The 20,046-nt window shown below is 62.5% G+C and carries 20 protein-coding genes and 1 pseudogene; 12 read left to right on the top strand and 9 right to left on the bottom strand.

Annotated features, from left to right (window positions below):
- Positions 1-15: 15 nt before the first annotated feature.
- Positions 16-471, bottom strand: a complete 456-nt coding sequence (locus tag NKH93_RS19200) for a MarR family winged helix-turn-helix transcriptional regulator (RefSeq protein WP_352685527.1) — start codon at positions 469-471, stop codon at positions 16-18.
- Positions 472-533: 62 nt separating this feature from the next.
- Here NKH93_RS19200 and NKH93_RS19195 point away from each other — a divergent pair, with 62 nt between their 5' ends.
- On the top strand, positions 534-983 hold the full coding sequence (locus NKH93_RS19195) for an SgcJ/EcaC family oxidoreductase (protein ID WP_352616835.1): 450 nt from the start codon (positions 534-536) through the stop codon (positions 981-983).
- A gap of 275 nt (positions 984-1,258) precedes the next feature.
- Here the strand turns inward: NKH93_RS19195 and NKH93_RS19190 are convergent.
- Positions 1,259-1,625 (bottom strand): annotated as a pseudogene (locus tag NKH93_RS19190) (winged helix-turn-helix transcriptional regulator).
- Between the two features lie 106 nt (positions 1,626-1,731).
- Here NKH93_RS19190 and NKH93_RS19185 point away from each other — a divergent pair.
- A complete protein-coding gene (locus NKH93_RS19185; protein ID WP_352770825.1) occupies positions 1,732-2,436 on the top strand; it encodes a glutathione S-transferase family protein in 705 nt (234 codons plus the stop codon).
- A 101-nt stretch (positions 2,437-2,537) separates the two neighbouring features.
- Here the strand turns inward: NKH93_RS19185 and NKH93_RS19180 are convergent, their stop codons facing one another.
- Positions 2,538-2,909, bottom strand: coding sequence for a winged helix-turn-helix transcriptional regulator (locus tag NKH93_RS19180; RefSeq protein WP_352503373.1), 372 nt, complete (start codon positions 2,907-2,909; stop codon positions 2,538-2,540).
- Between the two features lie 125 nt (positions 2,910-3,034).
- Here NKH93_RS19180 and NKH93_RS19175 point away from each other — a divergent pair, with 125 nt between their 5' ends.
- Positions 3,035-3,784: an SDR family oxidoreductase gene (locus tag NKH93_RS19175; protein ID WP_352569766.1), complete on the top strand. Its 750-nt coding sequence runs from the start codon at positions 3,035-3,037 to the stop codon at positions 3,782-3,784.
- A 133-nt stretch (positions 3,785-3,917) separates the two neighbouring features.
- A complete protein-coding gene (locus NKH93_RS19170) occupies positions 3,918-4,742 on the top strand; it encodes a DUF2189 domain-containing protein (protein ID WP_352503372.1) in 825 nt (274 codons plus the stop codon).
- A 6-nt stretch (positions 4,743-4,748) separates the two neighbouring features.
- Here the strand turns inward: NKH93_RS19170 and NKH93_RS19165 are convergent, their stop codons facing one another.
- Together NKH93_RS19165 and NKH93_RS19160 are read right to left on the bottom strand one after the other, a co-directional pair.
- Positions 4,749-5,381: a LysE family translocator gene (locus tag NKH93_RS19165; RefSeq protein ID WP_352685524.1), complete on the bottom strand. Its 633-nt coding sequence runs from the start codon at positions 5,379-5,381 to the stop codon at positions 4,749-4,751.
- 119 nt (positions 5,382-5,500) lie between these two features.
- Positions 5,501-7,468, bottom strand: coding sequence for a pilus assembly protein TadG-related protein (locus tag NKH93_RS19160; protein WP_502896465.1), 1,968 nt, complete (start codon positions 7,466-7,468; stop codon positions 5,501-5,503).
- Between the two features lie 338 nt (positions 7,469-7,806).
- Here NKH93_RS19160 and NKH93_RS19155 point away from each other — a divergent pair, with 338 nt between their 5' ends.
- Positions 7,807-8,667 carry a TIGR01459 family HAD-type hydrolase gene (locus NKH93_RS19155; RefSeq protein ID WP_352503369.1) on the top strand — a complete coding sequence of 287 codons (861 nt, stop codon included), beginning with the start codon at positions 7,807-7,809 and terminating at the stop codon, positions 8,665-8,667.
- Positions 8,668-8,676: 9 nt separating this feature from the next.
- Positions 8,677-9,660, top strand: coding sequence for a bifunctional riboflavin kinase/FAD synthetase (locus NKH93_RS19150; RefSeq protein WP_352541594.1), 984 nt, complete (start codon positions 8,677-8,679; stop codon positions 9,658-9,660).
- Between the two features lie 79 nt (positions 9,661-9,739).
- On the opposite strand, the gene NKH93_RS19145 is transcribed toward NKH93_RS19150, so the two are convergent.
- Positions 9,740-10,294, bottom strand: a complete 555-nt coding sequence (locus NKH93_RS19145) for an HdeD family acid-resistance protein (RefSeq protein ID WP_352685523.1) — start codon at positions 10,292-10,294, stop codon at positions 9,740-9,742.
- A gap of 342 nt (positions 10,295-10,636) precedes the next feature.
- On the opposite strand from NKH93_RS19145, the gene NKH93_RS19140 reads away from it, so the two are divergent.
- A complete protein-coding gene (locus tag NKH93_RS19140; protein ID WP_352820299.1) occupies positions 10,637-11,542 on the top strand; it encodes an alpha/beta hydrolase in 906 nt (301 codons plus the stop codon).
- A gap of 197 nt (positions 11,543-11,739) precedes the next feature.
- Positions 11,740-12,543 carry a MipA/OmpV family protein gene (locus tag NKH93_RS19135; RefSeq protein ID WP_352820301.1) on the top strand — a complete coding sequence of 268 codons (804 nt, stop codon included), beginning with the start codon at positions 11,740-11,742 and terminating at the stop codon, positions 12,541-12,543.
- Between the two features lie 35 nt (positions 12,544-12,578).
- Here the strand turns inward: NKH93_RS19135 and NKH93_RS19130 are convergent, their stop codons facing one another.
- Both NKH93_RS19130 and NKH93_RS19125 read right to left on the bottom strand, forming a co-directional pair.
- The gene (locus tag NKH93_RS19130) at positions 12,579-12,794 is read right to left on the bottom strand and encodes an antitoxin Xre/MbcA/ParS toxin-binding domain-containing protein (RefSeq protein WP_352531066.1); all 216 of its coding nucleotides are present in this window, start codon (positions 12,792-12,794) and stop codon (positions 12,579-12,581) included.
- A gap of 70 nt (positions 12,795-12,864) precedes the next feature.
- Positions 12,865-13,050, bottom strand: coding sequence for a hypothetical protein (locus NKH93_RS19125; RefSeq protein WP_352820303.1), 186 nt, complete (start codon positions 13,048-13,050; stop codon positions 12,865-12,867).
- Positions 13,051-13,092: 42 nt separating this feature from the next.
- Between NKH93_RS19125 and ileS the strand changes: the two genes are divergently transcribed.
- Positions 13,093-16,083, top strand: coding sequence for an isoleucine--tRNA ligase (gene ileS, locus NKH93_RS19120; protein ID WP_352820305.1), 2,991 nt, complete (start codon positions 13,093-13,095; stop codon positions 16,081-16,083).
- Positions 16,084-16,278: 195 nt separating this feature from the next.
- Entirely contained in the window at positions 16,279-16,959 is a 681-nt protein-coding gene (locus NKH93_RS19115; protein ID WP_352453465.1) for a hypothetical protein, read from the top strand.
- A 70-nt stretch (positions 16,960-17,029) separates the two neighbouring features.
- On the opposite strand, the gene NKH93_RS19110 is transcribed toward NKH93_RS19115, so the two are convergent.
- Positions 17,030-17,482 (bottom strand): nucleoside deaminase, encoded by a 453-nt coding sequence (locus NKH93_RS19110; protein ID WP_352474534.1) that lies wholly within the window; start codon positions 17,480-17,482, stop codon positions 17,030-17,032.
- Positions 17,483-17,558: 76 nt separating this feature from the next.
- Here NKH93_RS19110 and NKH93_RS19105 point away from each other — a divergent pair, with 76 nt between their 5' ends.
- Together NKH93_RS19105 and rsmD are read left to right on the top strand one after the other, a co-directional pair.
- Positions 17,559-19,463, top strand: coding sequence for a pseudouridine synthase (locus tag NKH93_RS19105; protein ID WP_352971406.1), 1,905 nt, complete (start codon positions 17,559-17,561; stop codon positions 19,461-19,463).
- Positions 19,444-19,998 (top strand): 16S rRNA (guanine(966)-N(2))-methyltransferase RsmD, encoded by a 555-nt coding sequence (gene rsmD / locus NKH93_RS19100; protein ID WP_352820471.1) that lies wholly within the window; start codon positions 19,444-19,446, stop codon positions 19,996-19,998. The genes NKH93_RS19105 and rsmD overlap by 20 nt, the downstream gene beginning before the upstream one ends.
- Positions 19,999-20,046 lie beyond the last annotated feature (48 nt).

Here is a 20,046-nt window from a genome sequence, read left to right as displayed (position 1 = left end):
CCTACCTTTGCGGCTTCACGAGCGCTGGCGAGGTATCCTCGGTTGCAAATTTTTGCTGGGGGATATCGCTTGCAGTGACGACCGGAGCGATTCGTACGCCTGAGCACCAAGCAACCTTCGGTATTGGTCTTCGAGACGCTGATTGAAATCGTGGACGGTCCGGATCACCGCAAGCGCCGCGTCAGTTGCAACGATTAATTTGGCCCGTCGGTCGTTCGGATCATGCGAACGCCGAACATAACCAAGGCGCTCCAGTTCATCGATCAACTCACCCATCGATGCTTTGCCAATGCCAGCACGCTCTGCGAGGACGCTGGATCGGGTTCCTTCCGCGTCGATGTTGGCGAATACAGCGCCGTGTTTGGGCTTGATTGCCGAATGGCCGCTCTCCCGGAGAACCTGGACCAAAGCGCTCGCCGACGATTGATAAGCATAGAGAAGCAGAGACTGCGTGTATGGCTGATTATCCATCTTTCCAAACTTATATGGTGCCCATATAGTATGGCAACCGAACTATATGACAGGAGGTCAGCATGGCTACCGGCAACATCCGAACTGAAGGGGTGGAAAGTGTCGCGCACAGGCTGATCGAAGCTTGGAATCGTCACGATGCTCGCGCCTTTGCCGCCGTATTCGCGGCAGATGCCGAGTTTACAAACGTCTTCGGTATGCAGGCGACTGGACGTGACAAGATCGAGCAGTTCCATGCCCCAATTTTTGAGAAGATGTTCAAGCACAGCCATCTATCCGCCGAAAGCGTGCGGAACAGGCTTGTTCGCCCTGATGTTGCCACGCTCGACCTGCGGTGGTCTATGACTGGCGCGCTCGATCCGATGGGAAACGAATGGCCGCGTCGGCGCGGATTAATCAGCGTAGTGGCGACGCGGGATCATGACGAATGGTTGATTGCAACGATGCACAATATGGAACTTGGGGACGATCAAATGGCAGAGTCTCAGGAGAAACTTCAACAGGATAAGTAGGCTCTTCGTTCACGTCAGGATCGAAAGCGACAGCCATCCAGCATAGTCAAGCCGATCTGATCGGGCAATGAGATCGAACGGCGGGTCAGGTGATCGGGATTGGCGAGCTATGCTACAGCAGTTGGTGCTGGATGGCCCGTGCCTTGTCCGGTTTGGCCGACCACATGGCGCGCCTCATAGCCGGTCGCCTTGGTCTTGCGGGATCTAATGTATGAACGGCTTGGAGCGCTGGGCTCTCGCCGGCAGTTCTTGGCGGCGCGGTGATCGCCGGTCGGCTATTCCGCCGCCACGAGTTTGGTTTCCGGCGTCGATGTAGCCCGGCTGGCCCGATCGTCCTCGGTATCTTCCCACCAATCGCCCAGGGCGTCGATGAGTGGCACAAGCTTGAGACCGGGGCTCCGTGAGGTCGTAATCCACGCGTAGCGGATAGCCGGTACGCGCCGTTCGCCGCACAATCCCGGCTTCCTCCAGCTTGCGTAGTTCGAGCGCCAGGATGCGGTGCGACACTGTCGGATTGTCACGCCTCAGGTCGCTGAAGCGCTTGGTACCGTCCTTGAGATAATAGAGCAGCAAGGTGGGCCAGCGACCGCTGAGCACACGCATGGTCTCCTCGATCGGGCAGCGTGAGACGACATCTTTCATGGCGGGGACCTGGTTACAGAATAGTGCGTAATTTACATGGGGCGACCAGCGTTTAGGGTCAAGTTTCGCTGCGCAGCGTGACCCCTAACATGGAAGAGAGAAAGAAATGGAACCTATTCTCCTTTACGGCTTCCCGCTGGGAAGTTCGATGGGGCTTGTCGCTGCTTTTGAACGCCTCGGACAGCCCTACCGCCTGTGTCGTGTCGACATGCTCGCTGAGATGAAGAACGACGCCTATGCTAGTATCAACGGCCGCCAGGAAACGCCGGTGTTGATCACCGACGAAGGCAGGGTGCTCACCGAGACCATGGCGATTGCCGCCTGGCTCGAAGCTCGCGATACGCAACGTCGTATCAGCTTTGAGTCTCGCTCGCCGGAAGCCAACCGGATGCACCAGCTGATGGCTTTCGTGAACACCGGTTTCACCGCCGCTTTCACCCCGCTCTGGGCTGCTTATGAAATGGAGCCGGCCGAACCGGTGCTGCTGGCGACCTTGCGTGACTTTGGCCGCAAGGTCGTTACCAACCGCCATGACCAGCTCGAGGCGATGATCGTCGACACGGATTTCCTGGTCGGCGGCCGGCTGACGCTTGCCGATACCACGCTGATCGGCGTGGCGCGCTGGGCGGAGTTCCACCAGGCGGTCGACGGCGCCGCTTATCCCAAACTGGCGGCGCTACGCCGCCGCATCGAAGCCGATCCGGCCGTGCGTTACGCACAGGCCATCGAGGGTGGCGAAAAGCCGGCGGGTTCGGGTGCCTGTCTTGGCCATGTCCCGCTGGCCGAAGTGATCGATCGTTTCGCTGCCTAGCTTTTGTCACGCATCTCAGCCGCGCGGCGCCAAAGTGTGGTGCCGCGCGGTGACCGCCTGTGGCTTTAGCCGGGCAGGGCAAACAATCCGTGCACGATTAGTCAGGTGATCAGGTGGGATGCGTTGACACGCATCCAGTCGGCCAGCGAATCCAGCGTGCCACGCAAGGTTCTACCCAGCGGCGTTATCTCATACTCCACGCGCGGCGGCATCTCGGCATAGACCCTCCGATAGACCAGACCGCGATGTTCGAACAGGCGCAGCTGCCGCGTGAGCTCCTTTTGCGTAATCGGTGCGACGGCCCTCTGGAGCTCGCCGAAGCGGATCGGACAACCGGTGACGATCAGGCGATAAAGAATGGGAATGGCCCATTTTCCCGAAACCAGATTGACGAAATCGATCATCGGGCAACGATCGGTCGTGCCATTTCCGCCTTCGACTGGCGTTACCTCGATGGCTTTTGCCTGCGCCACGAAATTATTTCCTTTAGTACCCATTCGGTGCCTACTATACAAAGCATACTATCGTGTCGACAATGCCATTCTCATCGTCTTTGGGAAGGCAAATCATGGGTCGCCAAATCATGGGTCGCCAAATCATGGGTCGCTTGAAAGGCAAATATGCCCTCATTACCGGGGCAACCAGTGGCATCGGTCTCGAAACCGCGCGCCAGTTCCTGGCCGAGGGTGCGACGGTGGCAATCACTGGCAGGAGCCCGTCCGGGCTGGAAGCTGCGCAGCGCGAGCTGGGCGGATCGGCGCAGGTGATCAGGAATGATGCCGGCAACCTCGCTGATCAGCGTGCGCTTGCCGCCGAACTCGCGCAGTGCTGGCCTCGGCTCGACATACTGAACATCAACGCCGGCGATGTGATGCATCAGCCCCTTCAGGATTGGGACGAGGTGGTCTATGACCGTCTGATGCAGACCAATCTCAAGGGGCCGTTCTTTTTGATCCAAGCCCTGTTGCCGATGTTCTCCAACCCGTCATCGATCATCCTGTGCGGTTCGGTCAGTGCCCATATCGGCCTGCCCCAGAGTAGCGCCTACGCCGCCAGCAAGGCTGGCCTCCTGTCGTTGGCGCGCACCCTCTCGGGTGAGATGATCGAGCGCGGTATTCGCGTCAATGGCCTCAGCCCCGGGCCGACCGAGACGCCGGCCTTGGGCAAGCTGGGTCTGCCCGAAGCGGACGAGAAGGCGCTTGGCGATCAGATACGCGCGCTAGTGCCGATCGGCCGGATGGGCAAACCCTGGGAACTCGCCAAGGCGGCGGTGTTTCTAGCATCGGATGAGTCGAGCTTCGTCGTTGGCACGGAACTGCTCGTCGATGGTGGCGTCGGAAATCTATAACCGGGATTTACCATCGTGACCATCGACTTGGCGACAATCACCCCTAAATCGACTACCATAGTGCTTATACGAGAAGTGGCAGCTACGGGCGGCCATCCTGGCGGCGGCCGTCCCGACCCACGGGAGAAAAGTTATGGCCGGCTTTCATGTCATGGCGGACGCACGTGGAATGCATGTACAGCCCACGGTGCGCCGCATCAGCACCGAGGATCTGCTCGATGCGCTCCGTCTCGGCGTAGAGGATTTCTGGGCCAAGCCGTCGCACTACGTGTTCCTGTGCCTGATCTATCCGGTGGTCGGCCTGATCCTGACGCAGTGGACGTCGGGCTCGAACGCCATCCAACTCATCTATCCGCTGATGTCCGGCTTCGCTTTGGTCGGTCCGTTCGCCGCTATCGGCCTTTACGAAATCAGCCGCCGGCGCGAGTTCGGCATGGATACATCCTGGTGGCATGCGCTCGACGTGCGCCACTCTCCGGCGCTGCCCGCGATTGCGGTCATCGGTATCATGCTGGTGGTACTGTTCCTGCTCTGGCTGTTCACCGCGCAATCGATCTATACCAGCCTGTACGGCAATCAGCCTCCGGCCTCTATTGTCGGCTTTATTCGCGAGGTGCTGACGACCAGCAAGGGCTGGACGCTGATCCTGCTCGGCAACCTGGCCGGGTTCGCCTTTGCCGCGATCGTGCTGGCGACGACCGTCGTCGCCTTTCCGCTGCTGCTCGACCGCGATGTCGGCGCGGTCTCGGCAATCGAGACGTCGGCAAGGGCAGTTCTGACAAACCCGCTGCAGATGGCGCTGTGGGGCCTGATGGTCGCCGTGCTGCTGGTCATCGGCTCGATCCCGCTATTTGCCGGGCTTGCCGTCGTCATGCCCATCCTTGGCCACGCGACCTGGCATCTTTACCGCAGGGTGGTCGAACCGGAGCGGGCACAGCCGGACCGGCGGCCGATGTAGGACCGATCAGCGTTGCGCGTCGGTTGCCATCTTGACGGCCAGCGCGGTCAGCACCGTGCCCATCATCCAGCGCTGGATCACCAGCCATAGCGGCCGCCCGGCGAGGAAGAGGGCGATCGAACCGGCCGTCACCGCGATGATGGCGTTGACGGTCAGGCTGATCGCGACCTGTGTGGCACCGAGCACCAGAAGCTGCGACAGCACGTGGCCCTTGCCGGGGCTGATGAATTGCGGCAGCAGCGACAGATAGAGCGCTGCCACCTTCGGGTTGAGCAGGTTGGTCATCAGGCCCATGGCGAACAGCTTGCGCGGCCTGTCTCTCGGCAGTTCGCGGATCTGGAAGGGCGAGCGCCCGCCGGGCTTCACCGCTTGCCAGGCGAGCCACAGCAAATAGAGCGCGCCGGCAAGGCGCAGCACATCATAGGCAAAGGGCACGGCGAGCAGCAACGCGGTGATGCCGAACGCCGCCGACAGCACGTAGAACAAAAAACCGAGCGCCACGCCGCCCAGCGAGATCAGTCCGGCCTTCGGCCCTTGCGACAGCGAGCGCGAGATCAGATAGATCATGTTCGGGCCGGGCGTCAGCACCATGCCGAGGCAGACCAGCGCAAAGGCAAGGTGGTTGGCGGGTTCAGGCAAGAGCGCATCTCCGGATGAGGACACTCACCACATGCTTCCATCACCCGCAAGGGCATGAGGGCAGGAGCCTTTGCGCCAGTGCGCCGGGGCCCCTGCCTTAGTCGCCAATCCCATCGCCTTCAGCCGACGATGCGCAGGTTCGACAATTCGTTGGCGATTTCCTTGAAATTGTCCGACAGCGTCGCGCCCGTCGCATTCCAGAACAGCTTGGCCGGCTTGCTCGGGTCGGCCGAATCCTTGCGGAAGCGCGAATCCGACGAACACGCCTTCAGCGCATCGATTGCCTTCTTGTCGCTGGCATCTGTGGGCGACAGGTCGAGCGCCACCGTCATCACCAGAATGTTCGAATTCTTTGCATTGGCGCAGAGCGTTTTCATCTGCTCGTCGAGTGCTGCCGTGTAGTTGACACCGGTATAGGTGGTCTTGCCGATATCGGTGCTGGTATTCATGAACAGGCGGGTTACGCTTCCAGATCCCGGATAGGTCAGCCCAGTGTAGCCGTAGGCGGCGTAGGTCGACCTGTTGTTGGCGTAGCTGCCGTCGCTGACGGCACTATAAGTATTGGCTCCGTCGGTCAGCACCACGACCACCTTGTCGTTGCCCCTCTCGCTGTTCGGCCGACCATCGGTGAACGGTGGGTTGCTCGATACAGTTCGCCAGCCCCAGGCAAGGCCCTCCGGCACGTTGGTGTTGCCGTTCGGCGCCATGGCGTCGATGGCGTCCTTGATCTCCTGCTTCTCTGCGTCCTGGCTGACGTCCTTCAACGGCGTGATCGGGTTGGTGGTGCAGGAGGAATTCGGCCCATCGCCTGCGGCTGCGGATTGCGAACCGTATGGTTTTACAAGGAAATATTTGCGCATGTCAGACTGGCGCTGGGAAGCGGTAGGACCGGCGACATAGGGCCAATCGGCCCACCAGTTGTTGCCGTAATTGTAGGACGTGCCGATGACGTCGTTGATGCCGTCACGGTTGAAATCGAGCCACAGAGTGCCAGCCTCATCCGGGGCGAACATCGGCACGAAAAGCGTGGCCGGCGCGGTTGTATCGGGCGTGGTGTCGCTGACATTGTAGGGATATGGCCGTGCTTCGACGCAACCTTGCCAGCTCGCATAGCGGCTTGTGGTGTAGATATATTCCGGTGCGCTCCAATGGCCGTACTGGCAGGTGCCGTTCTTCTTGTATGTGTCGCAGACATATTGCTTCGAATTGGGTACCTCTTCGCGGCCCGATTCGACCGTCATGTCGGCGTAGAGGCTGAAACGGGTCAGCGGCTGGTCCTTGGTCTCGCCCCAGCCGGTGCCGCGCTTGTACCAGACGCCGTTGAGCTTCTCGGCATATTTGTCGGGATTGTTGGCGGCACTCATCGTCGTCCAGTCGAAATCCTCGTGCTGGATCGGGGACATGCCGTCCTGATCCATCCAGCCGTCCTGGTCGTGGGTAGGACCGACATTGACCGAGGCCGCAAACGGCACGAGAGAAAACTGCACCGGTTTGGTAATCTGCTTCATCTGCTGCGCCTGAAGCGCCAGCGTATCGACAAGCTGCTTGGCGGCCGACTTCAGCAGGTTTATTCGCTTCTCGCCGGTGCCGGAGCCGAGATCGCTCATCGAGCCGGAATTATCCAGCACAAGCGCGACTTCGAGGGTGTTCTTGAGGCGGAGTTCCGAACATTCGGTGAAGGTCGTGTCGCTTGCCGTGCCGCCGATCAGCAGGCTGGCGGCCGGTAGAAAATAGGGATGGAAGGTGAGGCTGGCGCAGAGCTTCAGGGTGCCGCCGCCGGCATTGTTGTTGGGCAGCGTGACGGTCAGCGCTGTATTCGCCGGGTCGATACGTGCGAGATTGGTTTCGAAAAATGTCTTGGCGTAGGCCTTGACGTCGTCGTCGCTGGCGCCGGCAACGATCTGCTGGGCGGCGGCGAGGCCGGCCGCATCAAGGGCGTTCAGCGTTTCGTGCTTTTGGCGCAGCAACTCCCCGTAGTCGACACTGAGCGCCAGACCGGCCATCAGCGGCACAATGGTGATTGCAGTCATTAACGAGTAGTTGCCACGTCTGTCGTGTCGGAATTCTCCGACTATTGCCTTCAGCATTCCCGCCCGCCCCATTTTTCCCGGACGATGCCACGCATTTTTAAATTTCCGATTGCTGAAATACGTTCAAGGCCGGTACGGGTTTTCAATCCCTGTTAACCACGCGTCCGCAATCGGCAATGCTGCTCCGAGCTTCCCGCGGCAAAGCCTCTAAAAAAGGGGATAAGGCGCTGGAAAAGAAAAGCTTTCACCATCGCGTCCTCGCCGGCGTCCCCGTGCGACAATCTTGCGGCGCTATGAAAGCTGGTGACAGGGTGAAGCGCTTCGGTTAATCCCAACCGGTCGCGGCGGACCGTCGGTCGCGGCGCTCGCAAGCATCATGGTACAGGGACAACGGCATGGCGGATTCGCCCGACATCATCGGTTCGCTCGCAGACTTGTCGGGAGCCTATTCAGCCATCCTGTGCGACGTCTGGGGCGTGGTGCACAACGGCGAATGGCATTTCCCGGCGGCGGCTGCCGCGCTGATCGCTGCTCGCGCGGCGAAAATACCTGTCGTGCTGATCACCAATTCGCCGCGTCGCAGCGCCGACGTGGTGGCGCAGATGAACGCCATCGGCGTTCCTCCCGCCGCCTACGACCGTGTCGTGACGTCCGGCGACGTTACCCGCGACCTGATCGCGGAAGGGCCGCGAAAGATCTTCCACATAGGCGCCGATCGGGATTTCACGCTCTATGAGGGCCTCGACGTCGAACTCGTCGAGGAGTTCGAAGCATCCGGCGTGGTCTGCACTGGCCTGTTCGATGACGAGGTGGAGAAGCCGGAGGATTATGCCGATCTTCTGCTGCGGCTGCGTGCCAGGAACCTGCCCTTCATTTGCGCCAATCCCGACATCGTCGTCGAGCGCGGCGAACGCATGATCTGGTGCGCGGGCGCTTTGGCCCGCGAATACGCACAGCTTGGCGGACGCACGCTGATCGCCGGCAAACCCTACGCGCCGGTCTATGATGTCGCCATGAAGGAGATCGCCGTCATTCTCGGCCGCCCGGTCGAGCGTTCGCAAGTTCTGGCCATCGGCGACGGCATGATGACCGACATCAAGGGCGCGGCCGACAATGGCTTCGACGTGCTCTACGTATCGGGCGGGATCCATGCCCGTGATTACGGTGAGACGCTGCAGCCGGATCCGGCCAGGCTCGCGGCCTTCCTGGAAAAATATGGCTACAGGCCGGTCGCGGTGATTCCCAGGCTGCAATAGGTTCAAGCCATGACGGCCATGTTCGAACGCATTTCCGCAACCGCACCGCTGCCGGCCCATCTGCGCGGCGGCGTGGTGGCTATCGGCAATTTCGACGGCGTCCACCGCGGCCACCAGGCGGTGCTCGAACGCGCGCGCGCCGAAGCGGAGCGTCGCGGCGTACCCGCCCTGGTGCTGACCTTCGTACCGCATCCGCGAAAGGTGTTCAGGCCGGACATGCCGTTGTTCGTGCTGACGCCGCCGCCGATGAAGGCGCGGCTGTTGTCGCATCTGGGCTTTGCGGCGCTGGTCGAGCAGCCGTTCACACGCGAGTTCGCCGCCTTGTCGGCGGAGGCTTTCGTCACCGGCGTGCTCGAGCGCAATCTCGGCATAAGCCACGCCGTCACCGGCTTCGATTTCCATTTCGGCAAGGACCGCCAGGGCGGCCCGGCCTATCTGATGGCTGCCGGCGAGCGCCACGGCTTCGGCGTCACGCTGGTGGATGCGTTTCGCGACGAAAGCGCCGAGGTGGTGTCGTCGAGCCGCATACGCACGCTGCTGTGCGAGGGCAATGTGGCCGAGGCCGCCGGTTTGCTCGGCTACCGTTTCACCGTCGAGGCGGAGGTGATCGGCGGCCAGCAGCTCGGCCGGACACTCGGCTTTCCGACCGCAAACATGAGGCTTTCGCCGGAAGCCACCCTCAAGGAAGGGATTTATGCCGTCCGCTTCCGCCGCGCCGACGGTTCGCTTCACGATGGCGTCGCCAGCTTCGGCCGCCGGCCGACGGTCGACGACAATGGCGCGCCATTGCTGGAGACCTTCGTCTTCGACTTTTCCGGCGACCTCTACGGCGAGATTTGTGCCGTGTCCTTCTTCGGCTACCTGCGCTCGGAGGTGAGGTTCGACGGGCTTGACGCGCTGGTCGCCCAGATGAAGCGTGACGAGGCCGAGGCGAAGGCACTGCTCGCCGGCGTCAGGCCGCTTTCCGGGCTGGACGCGGCCATAGCTTTTTAGAGCATGGTCCCGAACCGAAGGTCAGCGAAGCAAAAAAGTGGGAACCGGTTTTCCGATTAAGATCATGCTCAACCAGAATTTATCTCTTCAGCGCCAAGCCAAGGGCGATGAAGCTCCAACCCTGGAAGATCAGGTCGACGGCCAGGAACAGGCCCAGCACCCACACGCTGTTGACCGGCCAGCCCATGGCGATGACCAGTCCCGCCAGCGCGCTGATGACGCCGGCCGCTACCACCCAGCCCCAGCCGGGCTGCGGCCGGTGGCTGTAGCCGACCCAGGCCCTGAGCACGCCTGAGGCAAGCAGTGCGACCGCCAGGAGGAAGGTCAGCACCGTCGAGGCGAGGACCGGATTGTCGAAGGCGAAGAAGCCGGCGACGGCATAGAGGAGGCCGCTGAGCAGCCAATAGAAGAAACGGCCCCATGTCTTCACGCCGAAGGCATGGATAATCTCGACAATGCCGGCCATCAGCATCAGCCAGCCCACGACAAAGACGGAGGCGACGGTTGCGATGAACAGATTGCCGAAGGCGATGCCGCCGAAGACAAGCAGCAGCACCCCGAGCGCCACGAACCACCCCCATTTCGCCCGCGTCTGGCCAATGGCGTCTTTCATGGCATCGCTGTGCACGGTCATTGCCCTTTTCCCTCAAGGTTGCCTAGCTTCTTTGTTCCGGAAGGTAGCGCCGATCGCCTTGCCCGTCCAGCGAGCAGGCTGTGAGCGCCACACTCCCGAGCGATCCGCTAGACCTCCGTTTTTGACCCGAAGCGGCCAAATACCAGATGGAATAATTCGATCATGTGGGGGTGAGCCAGTGCTAAAAGATAACAAGCGGGTTTACGGGCGACCCGTCGTCCCGTGTATTCGCCGCGGCGCAAGTGTAACGAAAATTCCCAGTGCTGGCATTGGCCCTTTATACGATGACGTGTGCTGCTGCTATATGCCGTTTTCTACGCTTGATGAGGCTAGGGAAGCAAAATGAGCGATGCGGACGAACACCTCGATCTGACGGAGATCAACGCCGTCCGCAGGTTGTTGACCTCAAAGCCTCGAACGGTCCGCTGGGACGAACGCCGGGCACGGCTCGACGAAGTCGGTTCGGTGTGGCCAGTCGCGGAGGACATCCGATGCGAGCATGTGGTTTTCGATGGCCTCGAGGGAGAGTGGTCGCTGGCGCCTGGGAGTGACAGGGACAAGATTCTGCTGTTTTTCCACGGTGGTGGCTACTGCTCCGGCTCTCTTAAAAGTCATCGTCGAATGGTGACCGAGGCAGGTCGGGGAATGGGAATGCGCACCCTCGCGATCGACTATCGCCGCGCACCGGAACATCCTTTCCCTGCGCAACATGAAGACGCACTCACCGCATGGCGCTTTCTGAGGCGGCAAGGCATCGCGTCGGATCGCATCGTGGTTGGCGGAGACAGTGCGGGCGGCAACCTCACTCTGTGCCTGGTCAGTATATTGCGCACGGCAGGCGAGCCGTTGCCGCAATGTCTTTGGCTGGTTTCGCCCTGGACGGACCTTTCGATGTCCGGCGCGACACTATCAACCAAGGACGCAATCGACCCTATCATCCACCGGGCGTATTTGGAGGAACTGGCAACGGCCTATGTTCCCAATGGCGTTGGTCGGCGCGATCCGCTGATCTCGCCCTTGTTCGCCGATCTGAGCGGATTTCCCCCAATGCTGATACAAGCCGGTTCGGCCGAGACGCTGTTGTCGGACGCAACTCGGCTCGCCGAAGCCGCTGGCGCGGCTGACGTCAAAGTAGGTCTCGAAATTTGGCCGCATATGATTCACGCTTGGCCGGTTTGGAATGCGGGGTTGAGCGCCGGTCGCCGTGCTCTTCACAGCGCAGGCATGTTTGTCCGCGAATGTTTGTAACCCCTGCCGAGGCAACTGCTATCGTATTCCAAACACTTGATCTGGAATCTTGGTGCGCCAAACAATCGACTGCAACGCGGAACAGGCCGGCCAACGCGGCCAATGTTGCGGATATTAAGTCAAATTTTACCGAACTGGCGCCATGGCTTCAGTCAAGGCTGGTGTATCCGCCAATGCGTTCGACGTATGGAGTAACGATGCGGTCTGTCCCGACGATCTTGGCCGCATTCATGCTCGGCACCTGCGGCGTTGCCAAGGCCGGCGAGGGCACCTTCGGCTGGCTGTCCGGAGACTGGTACCTGACCGTCGGTGCCACCGGCATGGTTGCTCCGAATTTCGAGGGCGGCAAGAAGTACCTGCTCAGTGCCTCGCCGATCATCTCGCTCGGCAAGGCTGGTCCCGCGGCGCGCTTCACCTCGCGCAACGACAATATTTCATTGGCATTGATCGACGATGGCGGCATCCGCGCCGGCCTGACGGGCAAGTTCCTGTTTTCCCGCGACGGTGGTGACGCCGACGAATTGAAGGGTCTCGACCCGGTGCGCTGGGGCGGCGAGGCTGGCGGCTTCTTCGAATTCTATCCTTTGAATTGGCTGCGTGCCCGCGCCGAATTGCGGCACGGCATTCGCGCCCATAACGGTTTTGTCGCCGACATCGCCGCCGACGCCTTTTACGATGTGACGCCCGACGTCAGGATTTCGGCCGGACCGCGCGTTTCGTTCGCCTCATCGGACTATTTCGAGGCCTATTACGGGGTTGATGCCAAGGAGTCCCTGGCCTCGGGACTTAGCGAATATCATCCCGGCGGCGGGGTGAAGTCGGCGGGCCTGGGCGGCGCGGTGACCTGGAAGGTGACCGAGCCGATGACGGCCAGTCTGTTCGGCGAATATTCCCGCCTGATGGGCCCGGCCGCCGATTCCAGCCTGGTCAAGGAGCGCGGCTCCAGGGATCAGTTCATGATCGGCATGTCGACGACCTATCGCTTCGATTTCTCGATGTGATGTCGCAGGTTATATACTGCGCGCAGCCGCATGGCTCAGGCGACTATGCCGTAGGCGATGCGGTTGAGTTCCTCTTCCACAAGCATCGCACCTGTTTCGGATTGTAGGAGATTGATGGGCGCCTCGTTGAGCACCCGACTTCGCTTACGCAGCCAGCGCTGCGCCCTTTCATGGTTGCCGAAAACACGATCCGCCATCGTTGAAATACGAAGTCGCAGGGCGCGTTCGGACTCAGTAATCGTCAGAGTCACATTTCGTTCCTTCCGGCGCGCTAACTGTGAAATGTAAACCGCAGTTGGTACATGCTCTTAGGAGGAAGCATCAGAGTTCGGGCTTTTCAATAGGGCCGGCCTCGTTTAAAAGCCCGGTCATGACGCACTTTATCAGCGCATTCGCGACTGCGACACGAATTACAGGCCCGGTGTTCCGGGCGGCCTGACCGCCGCCGGAGCCGCCGGGAATCTTGCGCGCGGCCTCTCGCGCTTTTTCCAGATCATGATAGTTCAACGCCCGGGCTCTTTTGCCGCCGGCAACGCATATGGCAGACGAATGACTGATACCGAGACCGCCGAGACGATCGATTATTCCAAAACGCTCTACCTGCCGCAGACGGATTTCCCGATGCGCGCCGGGTTGCCGGAAAAGGAACCGCTGCTGGTCAAGCGCTGGCAGGACATGGACCTTTACCGCAAGTTGCGCGAAGACGCAGTCGGCCGCGAAAAATACGTGCTGCACGACGGCCCGCCCTACGCCAATGGCAACATCCATATCGGCCACGCACTGAACAAGATCCTCAAGGACGTCATCACCCGCTCGTTCCAGATGCGCGGCTATGACTCGAACTATGTACCCGGTTGGGATTGCCACGGCCTGCCGATCGAATGGAAGATCGAGGAGCAGTACCGCGCCAAGGGCAAGAACAAGGACGAGGTGCCGGTCAACGAGTTCCGGCAGGAATGCCGCGAGTTTGCGGCGCACTGGATCAAGGTGCAGGGTTCCGAATTCCAGCGCCTCGGCGTCGTCGGCGACTTCGACAATCCCTATACGACGATGGCTTTCCATGCCGAGGCGCGGATCGCCGGCGAGCTGCTGAAATTCGCAATGTCCGGCCAGCTCTATCGCGGCTCCAAGCCGGTGATGTGGAGCGTGGTCGAGCGCACCGCGCTGGCCGAGGCGGAGGTCGAATACCAGGACTATGAGTCGGACACGATCTGGGCGAAGTTTCCGGTCGTCAGCCTCGCTCGCCAGGTCATCAACATCGAGGATGGGCAGCCAGCCCTGGATCCCAAGCTGACGCAGACGTCGCTCGATCTGCTTGATGCCAACGTCGTCATCTGGACGACGACGCCGTGGACGATCCCCGGCAACCGCGCCGTCAACTACTCGCCGCGCATCAACTATGGTCTCTACGAGGTTACGGCGGCCGAGAACGCCTTTGGTCCTCAGCCCGGCGAAAAGCTGATCTTTGCCGAGAAGCTTGCGGACGACGCTGCCGCGAAGGCCAAGGTCACTCTGAATCGGCTTCGCAGCGTTGGCGCCGAAGAGCTTGAAAACCTTACGCTTTCGCATCCCCTCAAAGCTCTGGGTGGCGGCTACGATTTCCCCGTGCCGATGCTCGCCGGCGATCACGTCACCGACGATGCCGGCACCGGTTTCGTCCACACCGCGCCGGGACATGGCCGCGAAGACTTCGACGCCTGGATGGATGCTGCCTCTGATCTTCGCCAGCGTGGCATCGACACCGCGATCCCCTTCACCGTCGACGATGCCGGCTTCTTCACAAAGGACGCGCCGGGCTTTGGCCCGGACCGCGAGGGTGGAGCGGCGCGCGTCATCGACGACAATGGCAAGAAGGGCAACGCCAACCAGGCTGTCATCGACGAGCTGATCAAGCGCAACGCGCTGTTCGCGCGCGGCCGCCTGAAGCACTCCTATCCGCATTCCTGGCGCTCGAAGAAGCCGATCATCTTCCGCAACACGCCGCAATGGTTCGTCTATATGGACAAGGAACTTGGCGACGGCACGACGCTGCGCAGCCGCGCCCTGAAAGCCATCGACGATACCCGCTTCGTGCCCGCCGCCGGCCAGAACCGCATCCGCGCCATGATCGAGGAGCGCCCCGACTGGGTGCTGTCGCGCCAGCGCGCCTGGGGTGTGCCGATCGCCGTCTTTGCCGATGCCGACGGCAATGTGCTGCGCGACGAGGCAGTCAACCGGCGCATCATGGACGCCTTCGAGAAAGAAGGCGCCGACGCCTGGTTCGCCGCCGGCGCCAAGGAGCGGTTCCTCGGCAATCACGATGCCTCGAAATGGCAGCAGGTCATGGACATCCTCGATGTCTGGTTCGATTCAGGCTCGACGCATGCCTTCACGCTTGAGGACCGGCCCGACCTGAAATGGCCGGCCGACGTCTATCTCGAAGGCTCCGATCAGCATCGCGGCTGGTTCCACTCCTCGCTGCTCGAAAGCTGCGGCACCAGGGGCAGGGCGCCCTACGACACCGTCGTCACCCATGGCTTCACCATGGATGAGGAGGGGCGGAAAATGTCGAAGTCGCTCGGCAACACCGTCGTGCCGCAGGACGTCATCAGGCAGTCCGGCGCCGACATCTTGCGGCTGTGGGTGGTGACGACCGATTATTGGGAAGACCAGCGGCTCGGCAAGAACGTGCTGCAGACCAATATCGACGCCTACCGCAAGCTGCGCAACACCATCCGCTGGATGCTGGGCACGCTCGCCCACGACGATGGCGAGGAGGTGCCGCTGGATAAGATGCCTGAACTGGAGCGGCTGATGCTGCACCGGCTCGCTGAACTCGATGAGGTCGTACGCTCGGGCTACGACGCGTTCGAATTCAAGCGCATCACCCGCGCGCTGCTCGACTTCATGGTGGTAGAGCTGTCGGCCTTCTATTTCGACATCCGCAAGGACGCGCTTTACTGCGAAGCGCCTTCCAGCGTGAAGCGCAAGGCTTCAGTGCAGGTGGTGCGCCATCTCTTCGACTGCCTGGTGAAATGGTTGGCGCCGATGCTGCCCTTCACCATGGAAGAGGCTTGGCTCGACCGTCATCCGGATGCGGTCTCCGTGCATCTCGACCAGTTCCCGGAAATCCCGGCGGACTGGAGGAACGAAGCGCTGGCGGAGAAGTGGCGCAAGGTTCGGCAGGTTCGCCGTGTCGTCACCGGCGCGCTGGAAATTGCCCGCGCGCAGAAGGTCATCGGCTCTTCGCTGGAAGCGGTGCCGGTCGTTACCCTCGACGATGCCGTGCTCGAAGCGGCGATCGCCGATGTCGATATGGCCGAGATGGCGATCACCAGCGATCTGGCAATCGTGCACGGCAAGGCGTCGGCGGGCAGCTTTACCCTCGACGACGTCAAGGGCGTCGCCGTGGTCGTCGAGAAGGCGGAGGACCGTGGCCTGGTGAAGTGCGCGCGCTCCTGGCGCTACACCGCCGATGTCGGCTCAGATCCGGAATTCCCGGATGTTTCGGCCCGTGACGCCGCTGTTCTGCATGAGCTGAAGGCTTTGAGCCGTCTTTAAGGCGGTGCACAAATGCCACGGCGGGCGGCCGATCGGCCCCCGCGCGTTGCCCTTAACGAGTGGTTGAGGTAAACACGCGAAACTCCGGACGACAAATTGTCGCCGGAATTCCGTCGGAAGAGCATAGGCGATGGGGACCGGACCTTTCTTTGGCCGGCGGCAATCGAGAGGCTGTCTACAGTGGGACTTTTTGGCATGACCGAGAGAACTTACGCGCGCGTTGCGCTGCTGGCGCCGCTTGTCGTATCGGGCCTCGCTTTGTCCGGCTGCATGGGCTCGCCCACTTACGGGACAGACAAGACCGCGGGCGCGCAGCTTGCCGGCGACCTCACCGGGGCTTTTTCCTTCGCACCCAAGCGCAAGGATAGTATCGACTACAAGCCGCGCCCCACACTGGTGAAGCCAGGGCCGGGGCAGAAGGAAGTCTTGCCGCCGCCGCAGGAAAGCATCGAGACGGCGAGTGCCGAATGGCCCGAATCGCCGGAGCAGCGCCGTGCCCGCCTGCGCGCCGATGCCACCCTGCATCAGGACGACCCGGCCTACCAGGCGCAGGTCATCGATGACGTGCAGACGGATCCGGCGTCGGTCAAGGCCGCGCTGAAGCTGTCGGGCTCGAGCCACCCGCCAGCCTGGACTCCGGCCGATTCGGACAAGAGCCGCGCCGCGGAAATCATGCGCCGCCGGGCTGAAGGCAAACAGGGCGACCCGACCACCCGCAGATATCTGAGCGAGCCACCGGTGCAATACCGCGCTGCCGCCGCCACCGCGCCGCAGGGTGACCTCGGCGAGGACGAGTACAAGAAGGAACGCCGCCTCAAGAGGGAGGCGGCCGCCAAGAGTAAGAGCGGCGGCATGTTCGACTGGCTGCCCTGGTAGGCTGACGGCGCCAGAGACGTTCTTGCCCTGGATTGGCTGACTTGGATGGACCGTCTGCCGGACCAGAAAATCAGGCTCCGCGTCGCTCGCGAAAAAAGTCCTTCAGCAATGCTGCTGCTGCGTTCTCGGCCATGCCCGGATAGATGTCGGGCACATGGTGGCAGGTCGGTGACGTGAAGAAGCGAACGCCGTTGACCACTGCGCCGCCCTTCTCGTCGGCAGCGCCGAAATAAAGCCGGCGCAGCCTGGCGAAGGAGATGGCGCCGGCACACATGGCGCACGGCTCCAGCGTCACATAGAGATCGTGGCCGCTGAGCCGCTCGCTGGAAAGCTTGCGGCAGGCCTCGCGGATCGCCAGCATCTCGGCATGGGCGGTGGGATCGGCAAACTCGCGGGTGCGGTTGCCGGCACTCGCAACGACCGTATCGCCGCCGACGACGACCGCGCCAACCGGCACCTCGCCACGCTGGGCGGCGGCTTCGGCTTCTTTCAGCGCCAGTGCCATGAAATCCTGCCGCTTCACGCGGTTTCCATTCCGATTATCTCCTCGCCACTAGAGCGCGATCCTGTTACTACCCGCGCAAACGAGCAAAGGCCACATGGACGACAAAAACAAGAAATTCCCGCGCAAGGCCGGCCCGAAGCCGGCAGGGACGCGTGGTCGCGATAGCGCTCCCGGCAAGGGCGGCAAGCCGTCCTTCGGCGCCAAAAAACCTTACGCTCCGCGCGGCGACCGGCCGGCGGCGACCGAAGGCGAACGGCCGAAGCGCGACTTCAAAGGCGGCGACCGGCCATTCAGCAAAGGGCCGCGTCCGGAAGGCAAGCCTTATGAACAGCGCTCGGGTCCACGCAAGCCTTATGCGCCGCGCGGCGACCGGCCGGCAGCTGCCGAAGGCGAGCGGCCGAAGCGCGACTTCAAAGGCGGCGACCGGCCATTCAGCAAAGGGCCGCGTCCGGAAGGCAAGCCTTATGAACAGCGCTCGGGTCCACGCAAGCCTTACACTCCGCGCGGCGACCGGCCGGCAGCTGTCGAAGGCGAGCGCGGCGAGAGGCGCTTCGACCGTCCCAAGCGTGATTTTGGCGGCGATCGACCCCATGGGGCACAAACGGCACAGGCCGCATCGGAAGGCGGCTTCAAGCCGCGCCCGCGTCGCGTCGAGGCAACGGAAGAAGCCGGCGAACGCATTGCCAAGCGGCTGGCGCGTGCCGGCCTGGCCTCGCGCCGCGACGCCGAGGAACTGATTGCGGCCGGCCGCGTCAAGGTCAATGGCAAGGTGTTGTCCTCGCCGGCCTTCAACGTCATGCCCGGCGACATCATCCATCTCGACGGCATGGAGATCCCGCCGATCGAGCGCACCAGGCTGTTCCTGTTCCACAAGCCGGCCGGCGTGGTCACGACAAACCGCGATCCCGAAGGCCGCAAGACCGTCTTCGATGTGCTGCCGCCCGGGCTGCCGCGGCTGATGACCATCGGCCGGCTCGACATCAACACCGAAGGCCTGCTGCTGCTCACCAATGATGGCGGCCTGTCGCGCGTGCTCGAACTGCCGGCGACCGGCTGGTTGCGACGCTACCGCGTGCGCGTTCACGGCAAGGTCGAGGAAAGCGCGCTTGCCGGGCTGCGCGAAGGCATTGCCGTCGACGGTGTCTTTTATGGCGCCATCGAGGCGACGCTCGACCGCGAGCAGGGTTCGAACGCCTGGCTGACACTCGGCCTGCGCGAAGGCAAGAACCGCGAGGTCAGGAACATCCTGGGCGCGCTCGGTCTCGACGTGACGCGGCTGATCCGCATTTCCTACGGGCCGTTTCAACTCGACGATTTGCCGGAAGGCCATGTGCTGGAGATCAAGGGCCGCGTGCTGCGCGACCAGCTCGGCGAGCGCCTGGTCGAAGAGTCCGGCGCCAATTTCGATGCCGATATCGCCAAGCCGTTTTCCAACAAGCCGGTCAGGCGTGAGCGCGAAGAGGAGCCCGAGCGGCCGAAATTCACCCGCGACGGCGAACGCCGGCCGATCGGCGAGGGCGGCCTGATCAAGAACCGCAAGCGCCGCGAAGGCAGCCGCGACGAAGCGCTCGGCAAGCTGTCGACAAGCCCTGACAGGACCTTTGGGCCAAAAAAGAGCTTTGGCGAGCGTGGCCCCAGACCTGAACGCAGCGACTTCGGGGACAAACCCCGCGGCGACAAGCCTCGTGGCGGCTTCGGTGAGAAAAAATCCGAACGCGAGCAGCGGCCGATCGAGCCGCCGGGCCAGCGCAAGGCCAATGTCTGGATGGCGCCGGGCGCACGGCCGATCGGCAAGGGCAGGGCGGAGGCAGACGCCGCCAAGGCGGCGGAAAACAAGGCGCGCAAGGCATCGTTCAAGCCGTCTTACGGCAAGCCCGGCGGCAAGCCGCAAGGCGGCGGTGCAAAGCCGTTCGGCAAACCGCGCGGCGAGCGCCCGGATGGCGGTGGCGACCGGCCGCGCGGCGGCCCGAAGGGAAGCAATGCGGATCGTCGGCGGTGAGTTTCGCGGGCGTCCGCTGGCGACGCCCCGCACCTTTGCCATCCGCCCGACCACCGACCGCACGCGTGAGGCGGTCTTCAACGTGCTGGCGCATCGCTTTCCTGAAAAACTGGACGGCGCGCGCGTGCTCGACCTGTTCGCCGGCACCGGCGCGCTCGGCCTCGAAGCGCTGTCGCGCGGCGCCTCCTACGCTGTCTTCATCGAAGAATCCGCCGAAGGGCGCGGCCTGATCCGCAGCAATGTCGAGGCCTTCGGCCTCACCGGCCGCACCAAGATATTCCGCCGCGACGCGACGGGCTTGGGCGAGGCGGGCACCATCGCCGCATTCGGCCTGGTCTTTGCCGATCCGCCCTATGGCAAAGGCCTTGGCGAACGCGCGTTGCGCTCGGCCAAGGCCGGCGGCTGGCTCGCCCCCGGCGCGCTCTGCGTCGTCGAGGAAGCCGCGGCGGCGCCGTTCGAGGCAGGGCCGGGCTTTTCGGTTGTCGACGAGCGCAACTATGGCGAGACGGTCATCCGGTTCATCGAGGCCGCCTGAGTTCGGCTTCCACGGTGGCGCCTTCAAAATGACGAACAATTCGCTTTG

The sequence above is a fragment of the Mesorhizobium sp. M0954 genome, assembly GCF_040319155.1.
GTDB lineage: Bacteria > Pseudomonadota > Alphaproteobacteria > Rhizobiales > Rhizobiaceae > Mesorhizobium.
The sequence above is the reverse complement of the archived record's forward strand: the minus strand, read 5'-3'. Positions and strand labels throughout refer to the sequence as shown.

Excerpts from the sequence above, each read along its gene's own strand:
- NKH93_RS19200 (WP_352685527.1), bottom strand. The coding sequence starts at position 471 with ATGGATAATCAGCCATACACGCAGTCTCTGCTTCTCTATGCTTATCAA.
- NKH93_RS19195 (WP_352616835.1), top strand. The coding sequence starts at position 534 with ATGGCTACCGGCAACATCCGAACTGAAGGGGTGGAAAGTGTCGCGCAC.
- NKH93_RS19185 (WP_352770825.1), top strand. The coding sequence starts at position 1,732 with ATGGAACCTATTCTCCTTTACGGCTTCCCGCTGGGAAGTTCGATGGGG.
- NKH93_RS19175 (WP_352569766.1), top strand. The coding sequence starts at position 3,035 with ATGGGTCGCTTGAAAGGCAAATATGCCCTCATTACCGGGGCAACCAGT.
- NKH93_RS19170 (WP_352503372.1), top strand. The coding sequence starts at position 3,918 with ATGGCCGGCTTTCATGTCATGGCGGACGCACGTGGAATGCATGTACAG.
- NKH93_RS19160 (WP_502896465.1), bottom strand. The coding sequence starts at position 7,468 with ATGCTGAAGGCAATAGTCGGAGAATTCCGACACGACAGACGTGGCAAC.
- NKH93_RS19155 (WP_352503369.1), top strand. The coding sequence starts at position 7,807 with ATGGCGGATTCGCCCGACATCATCGGTTCGCTCGCAGACTTGTCGGGA.
- NKH93_RS19150 (WP_352541594.1), top strand. The coding sequence starts at position 8,677 with ATGACGGCCATGTTCGAACGCATTTCCGCAACCGCACCGCTGCCGGCC.
- NKH93_RS19145 (WP_352685523.1), bottom strand. The coding sequence starts at position 10,294 with ATGACCGTGCACAGCGATGCCATGAAAGACGCCATTGGCCAGACGCGG.
- NKH93_RS19140 (WP_352820299.1), top strand. The coding sequence starts at position 10,637 with ATGAGCGATGCGGACGAACACCTCGATCTGACGGAGATCAACGCCGTC.
- NKH93_RS19135 (WP_352820301.1), top strand. The coding sequence starts at position 11,740 with ATGCGGTCTGTCCCGACGATCTTGGCCGCATTCATGCTCGGCACCTGC.
- ileS (WP_352820305.1), top strand. The coding sequence starts at position 13,093 with ATGACTGATACCGAGACCGCCGAGACGATCGATTATTCCAAAACGCTC.
- NKH93_RS19115 (WP_352453465.1), top strand. The coding sequence starts at position 16,279 with ATGACCGAGAGAACTTACGCGCGCGTTGCGCTGCTGGCGCCGCTTGTC.
- NKH93_RS19105 (WP_352971406.1), top strand. The coding sequence starts at position 17,559 with ATGGACGACAAAAACAAGAAATTCCCGCGCAAGGCCGGCCCGAAGCCG.
- rsmD (WP_352820471.1), top strand. The coding sequence starts at position 19,444 with ATGCGGATCGTCGGCGGTGAGTTTCGCGGGCGTCCGCTGGCGACGCCC.